The sequence below is a fragment of the Nocardia nepalensis genome, from assembly GCF_048910785.1.
GTDB classification, from domain to species: domain Bacteria; phylum Actinomycetota; class Actinomycetes; order Mycobacteriales; family Mycobacteriaceae; genus Nocardia; species Nocardia nepalensis.
This window is the reverse complement of record NZ_JBKBET010000007.1, coordinates 136501-142500: the sequence shown is the minus strand read 5'-3', so window position 1 is coordinate 142500 and position 6000 is coordinate 136501. Positions and strand designations below refer to the sequence as shown.

General features: G+C 58.5%; 2 protein-coding genes and 3 rRNA genes (1 of these 5 only partly in view). All 5 read left to right on the top strand.

Annotation, left to right across the window (positions count from 1 at the left end; all coding sequences use genetic code 11):
• Window positions 1-457 (top strand): 16S ribosomal RNA (locus ACHQ4I_RS07370); it begins 1060 nt to the left of the window's first position.
• A 329-nt stretch (window positions 458-786) separates the two neighbouring features.
• Window positions 787-3923: ribosomal RNA gene (locus ACHQ4I_RS07365) — 23S ribosomal RNA — on the top strand.
• Window positions 3924-4034: 111 nt separating this feature from the next.
• A 5S ribosomal RNA gene (gene rrf, locus ACHQ4I_RS07360) occupies window positions 4035-4151 on the top strand.
• The 16S, 23S and 5S rRNA genes sit together here, the layout of an rRNA operon.
• Before the next feature lie 271 nt (window positions 4152-4422).
• Window positions 4423-5154, top strand: coding sequence for a rhomboid-like protein (locus tag ACHQ4I_RS07355; protein ID WP_420770935.1), 732 nt, complete (start codon window positions 4423-4425; stop codon window positions 5152-5154).
• Window positions 5155-5213: 59 nt separating this feature from the next.
• Window positions 5214-5900, top strand: a complete 687-nt coding sequence (gene nucS, locus ACHQ4I_RS07350; protein WP_420770934.1) for an endonuclease NucS — start codon at window positions 5214-5216, stop codon at window positions 5898-5900.
• The last annotated feature ends 100 nt before the right edge of the window (window positions 5901-6000 follow it).

Genomic DNA, 6000 nt, shown 5'->3' with positions numbered 1-6000 from the left:
GTTAAGTCCCGCAACGAGCGCAACCCTTATCTTATGTTGCCAGCGCGTAATGGCGGGGACTCGTGAGAGACTGCCGGGGTCAACTCGGAGGAAGGTGGGGACGACGTCAAGTCATCATGCCCCTTATGTCCAGGGCTTCACACATGCTACAATGGCCGGTACAGAGGGCTGCGATACCGTGAGGTGGAGCGAATCCCTTAAAGCCGGTCTCAGTTCGGATCGGGGTCTGCAACTCGACCCCGTGAAGTTGGAGTCGCTAGTAATCGCAGATCAGCAACGCTGCGGTGAATACGTTCCCGGGCCTTGTACACACCGCCCGTCACGTCATGAAAGTCGGTAACACCCGAAGCCGGTGGCCTAACCCTTGTGGAGGGAGCCGTCGAAGGTGGGATTGGCGATTGGGACGAAGTCGTAACAAGGTAGCCGTACCGGAAGGTGCGGCTGGATCACCTCCTTTCTAAGGAGCACTTCTACGCTGGTCGGTTCGAACAGTCGTCCTCGACCGCGTCAGAGACCGTTTAGTTCTCACATGTAGAACTGCGGACGCTCATGGGTGGAACGCTGACAAGCTTTATCGCATTCGATCAATCCTGTGTGGTTGGTCGCGGTGAATATATCGACACACTGTTGGGTCCTGAAAGAACAGGCGTTCTTTCCAGGCAAGATAACGATCCGCTCGGATCTCCTGTCATACCGGGAAGGCTGAAAGGTCTTCTGCTGGTGCGGGGTTGGGGTTTGAGTGGGTGTGTTGTTTGAGAACTGCACAGTGGACGCGAGCATCTTTGTTAGTAAGTGTTTAAGAGCGTACGGTGGATGCCTTGGCACCAGGAGCCGATGAAGGACGTAGGAGGCTGCGATAAGCCTCGGGGAGCTGTCAACCGAGCTGAGATCCGAGGATTTCCGAATGGGGAAACCCAGCACGAGTGATGTCGTGTTACCCGCATCTGAATATATAGGGTGTGTGGAGGGAACGTGGGGAAGTGAAACATCTCAGTACCCACAGGAAGAGAAAACAATAGTGATTCCGTGAGTAGTGGCGAGCGAAAGCGGATGAGGCTAAACCATGCGGATGTGATAGACGGCAGTCGTTGTCCGTGTGGGGTAGTGGGGCTTTTCTTCTCATCACTGCCGTGATGAGCGAGAGTTAGAAACCAAGTTGTTAGTTGAAGTGGTCTGGAACGGCCTGCCATAGACGGTGATAGTCCGGTAAACGAAAACTTCTTGGCTCTCGTGAAAAGTGCCCGAGTAGCAGCGGGCCCGTGAAATCTGCTGTGAATCTGCCGGGACCACCCGGTAAGCCTGAATACTCCCTGGTGACCGATAGCGGACTAGTACCGTGAGGGAAAGGTGAAAAGTACCCCGGGAGGGGAGTGAAATAGTACCTGAAACCGTGCGCTTACAATCCGTCAGGGCCTGCGCCACCTTCGGGTGGGTGGGTGATGGCGTGCCTTTTGAAGAATGAGCCTGCGAGTTAGTGGCATGTGGCGAGGTTAACCCGTGTGGGGTAGCCGTAGCGAAAGCGAGTCCGAATAGGGCGTTTCCAGTCGCATGTTCTAGACCCGAAGCGGAGTGATCTACCCATGGCCAGGGTGAAGCGACGGTAAGACGTCGTGGAGGCCCGAACCCACTTAGGTTGAAAACTGAGGGGATGAGCTGTGGGTAGGGGTGAAAGGCCAATCAAACTCCGTGATAGCTGGTTCTCCCCGAAATGCATTTAGGTGCAGCGTCACGTGTTTCACACCGGAGGTAGAGCTACTGGATGGTCTAGGGGGCCTACAAGCTTACCGAAATCAGCCAAACTCCGAATGCCGGTGTGTGAGAGCGTGGCAGTGAGACTGCGGGGGATAAGCTTCGTAGTCGAGAGGGAAACAGCCCAGATCGCCGGCTAAGGCCCCTAAGCGTGTACTAAGTGGAAAAGGATGTGGAGTCGCGAAGACAACCAGGAGGTTGGCTTAGAAGCAGCCACCCTTGAAAGAGTGCGTAATAGCTCACTGGTCAAGTGATTCTGCGCCGACAATGTAGCGGGGCTCAAGTACACCGCCGAAGCCGCGGCATTCACACATAACACCGAGGTTGGTCTACGGATCTTCTTCCAGTGGTGTGGATGGGTAGGGGAGCGTCGTGTAGCCATGGAAGCGGCGGAGTGATCCAGCCGTGGAGGCTATGCGAGTGAGAATGCAGGCATGAGTAGCGAAAGACGAGTGAGAAACTCGTCCGCCGAATGACCAAGGGTTCCTGGGCCAGGTTAATCCGCCCAGGGTGAGTCGGGACCTAAGGCGAGGCCGACAGGCGTAGTCGATGGACAACGGGTTGATATTCCCGTACCCGTGTATCCGCGCCCAATGGCGAATCAGTGGTGCTAAGTGCCCAAAACCTGAAAGACTTCCTTCGGGAAGCTGGATGGGGCTGCGCACGACCCCTGCTGTAGTAGTCAAGCGATGGGGTGACGCAGGAAGGTAGCTGGGCCAGTCAGTGGTTGTACTGGTGTAAGCCTGTAGGGCGTTGTGTAGGCAAATCCGCACAACATTGAGCCTGAGAGGTGATGCGTAGCCGATTGAGGTGAATTCAGTGATCCTATGCTGCCGAGAAAAGCCTCTAGTGAGTTGGTACACGGCCCGTACCCCAAACCGACACAGGTGGTCAGGTAGAGAATACTGAGGCGATCGAGAGAACTGTGGTTAAGGAACTCGGCAAAATGCCCCCGTAACTTCGGGAGAAGGGGGACCACGTCTGGTGATGGCCCTTGCGGTCTGAGCTGGGTGTGGTCGCAGAGACCAGAGAGAAGCGACTGTTTACTAAAAACACAGGTCCGTGCGAAGTCGTAAGACGATGTATACGGACTGACGCCTGCCCGGTGCCGGAAGGTTAAGAGGACCGGTTAGCGCCCTTCGGGGTGCGAAGCTGAGAATTTAAGCCCCGGTAAACGGCGGTGGTAACTATAACCATCCTAAGGTAGCGAAATTCCTTGTCGGGTAAGTTCCGACCTGCACGAATGGCGTAACGACTTCTCTGCTGTCTCAACCACAGACTCGGCGAAATTGCATTACGAGTAAAGATGCTCGTTACGCGCGGCAGGACGAAAAGACCCCGGGACCTTCACTATAGCTTGGTATTGGTGTTCGGTACGGTTTGTGTAGGATAGGTGGGAGACTGTGAAGCTGGCACGCCAGTGTTGGTGGAGTCATCGTTGAAATACCACTCTGATCGTATTGGACTTCTAACCTCGGACCATGATCTGGTTCAGGGACAGTGCCTGGTGGGTAGTTTAACTGGGGCGGTTGCCTCCTAAAATGTAACGGAGGCGCCCAAAGGTTCCCTCAGCCTGGTTGGCAATCAGGTGTCGAGTGCAAGTGCACAAGGGAGCTTGACTGTGAGAGTGACAGCTCGAGCAGGGACGAAAGTCGGGACTAGTGATCCGGCACCGGCAAGTGGAAGCGGTGTCGCTCAACGGATAAAAGGTACCCCGGGGATAACAGGCTGATCTTCCCCAAGAGTCCATATCGACGGGATGGTTTGGCACCTCGATGTCGGCTCGTCGCATCCTGGGGCTGGAGTAGGTCCCAAGGGTTGGGCTGTTCGCCCATTAAAGCGGCACGCGAGCTGGGTTTAGAACGTCGTGAGACAGTTCGGTCTCTATCCGCCGCGCGCGTCAGAAACTTGAGGAAGGCTGTCCCTAGTACGAGAGGACCGGGACGGACGAACCTCTGGTGTGCCAGTTGTCCTGCCAAGGGCACTGCTGGTTAGCTACGTTCGGAAGGGATAACCGCTGAAAGCATCTAAGCGGGAAGCCTGTTCCAAGATGAGGTTTCTCACCACCTTCGAGTGGTTAAGGCCCCCCACAGACCATGGGGTTGATAGGCCAGAACTGGAAGCCCGGTAACGGGTGTAGGTGACTGGTACTAATCGGCCGAGGACTTACCAACAAAGAAGCTACGCGTCCACTGTGCGGTATCTGAAACAACACACAGATACAGATGCACCACACAAACCCCCTGGGGTGGGTGTGGGTGCTCTCTGTGACAGTTTCATAGAGTTACGGCGGCTATAGCGGTGGGGAAACGCCCGGTCCCATTCCGAACCCGGAAGCTAAGGCCACCAGCGCCGATGGTACTGCACTCGACAGGGTGTGGGAGAGTAGGACACCGCCGGAACATCCTTGCGAAAGGCCCCCAACAGCAGTTGGGGGCCTTTTTGCGTGCTGCTCATAGTCATGTGCTTCGATATCCGCACCCGCTGTTTTGTACGCCGAAGTGAGAGCGACCGGCCGTGCTACCCGAGGGGTTGGACGAGGTTTTGGAGCAATCTCACAGGGAACAATCTGCCTGTGCGCGGTTTGATCACGCATGATGGAGAAAGACAGAAAGTAATAGTCGACGCGGGCATCCTCTGGGCAGGAGGGCGTCGACGCAAATGGAGGTGTTGATGGTCGCAGCGACGACAACCGCCGACCGCGCGCCGGTCGATCCCCTCAGACCGCTTCGGTCACGCTTGTGGCAACTGAGGCTCCCGGCGACGTTCGGATATCTGGCGGCCCTCGTCGCTGTCACCGTGGTCTTCTCCGCGCTGAGCGATTCCGCGCAGACGAGGATGGTGCTGCACGCCAGCACGAACCTGCACAATCTGCTGAACGGCCACGTCGGCACCGTGTTTTCGAGCGCGCTGGTGATCGGTGATGTGAGTGCCGCCTGGGTGCTGATTCCGTTGCTCGGTTGTCTGCTCGCCCTTGCGGAGCTGCGCTTCGGCGCGGTGCATATGGTGCGTGTATTCCTGGCCGGACATATCGGTGCCACACTCCTGGTCGCGGCCGGTCTGTGGATCGCGATCGAGGCAGACTGGTTGCCTGCCAGCATCCGCTGGGCGCAGGACGTCGGCGTCAGCTACGGCGCCATGGCGTTGATCGGTGCGATCGTTGTCGCCATCCCGCATCAGTGGCGAATTGCCTGGGCCACTGTGTGGTTCATTGTCGCCGCCGAAGGCGTGTTGATCGAACAGACCTTCACCAATGTCGGCCACCTGGTGGCCTTCGGTATCGGGACAGCCGTCGGCTTCGGCATGATCCGGGCCAAAGCGGCGTCGACCCGCAGACTCACCAGGGTCGAATCCGGCCTGCTCGCCGTGAGCGCGATCCTCGCGGCCATCTTGCTCATGGGCTGACAGTTCGATGCGACAGGGCTGACGCCAAGCGAGACCGGGCACTCGCCTACAGTGCTTGGGTGCGCCTAGTGATTGCTCGCTGTCAGGTCGACTACGTAGGGCGACTCACCGCCCATCTCGCGATGGCCCGCCGATTGCTGCTGATCAAAGCGGATGGCTCGGTCCTCGTGCATTCCGACGGCGGCTCGTATAAGCCGCTGAACTGGATGAGCCCGCCGTGCTGGTTGGAGGAGCGCGATGGTGACGCGGTACCCGAGGGGGCGAAGGCCTTCTGGGTGGTCACCAATAAGGCGGGTGAGGAACTGCGCATCACCATCGAGGATATCGAGCACGACTCCTCGCACGAGCTGGGCGTCGACCCCGGTTTGGTGAAAGACGGTGTGGAGGCTCATCTTCAGGAGCTGCTCGCCGAACATGTGCAGACCCTCGGCGCGGGCTACACGCTGATCCGCCGCGAGTACATGACCGCGATCGGCCCGGTGGACCTGCTCTGCCGCGACGCCGACGGCGCCACCGTGGCCGTCGAGATCAAGCGCCGCGGCGAGATCGACGGCGTCGAACAGCTCACCCGCTACCTCGAACTGCTGAACCGCGATCCGCTCCTCGCCCCCGTGGCGGGCGTCTTCGCCGCCCAGCAGATCAAGCCGCAGGCCCGCACCCTCGCCGAGGACCGCGGCATCCGCTGCCTGACCCTCGACTACGACGCCCTACGAGGCACAGAGAGCAACGAATTCCGCCTCTTCTAGTCCCATTCCCGCGCCACGCATAAATTCGCCTGCCGCGCGCGGAGTCGCCGGGGAAAGGTGCGCGGCGGGCGAAAGCGTGCGCGGGATGGGACGGACTGTG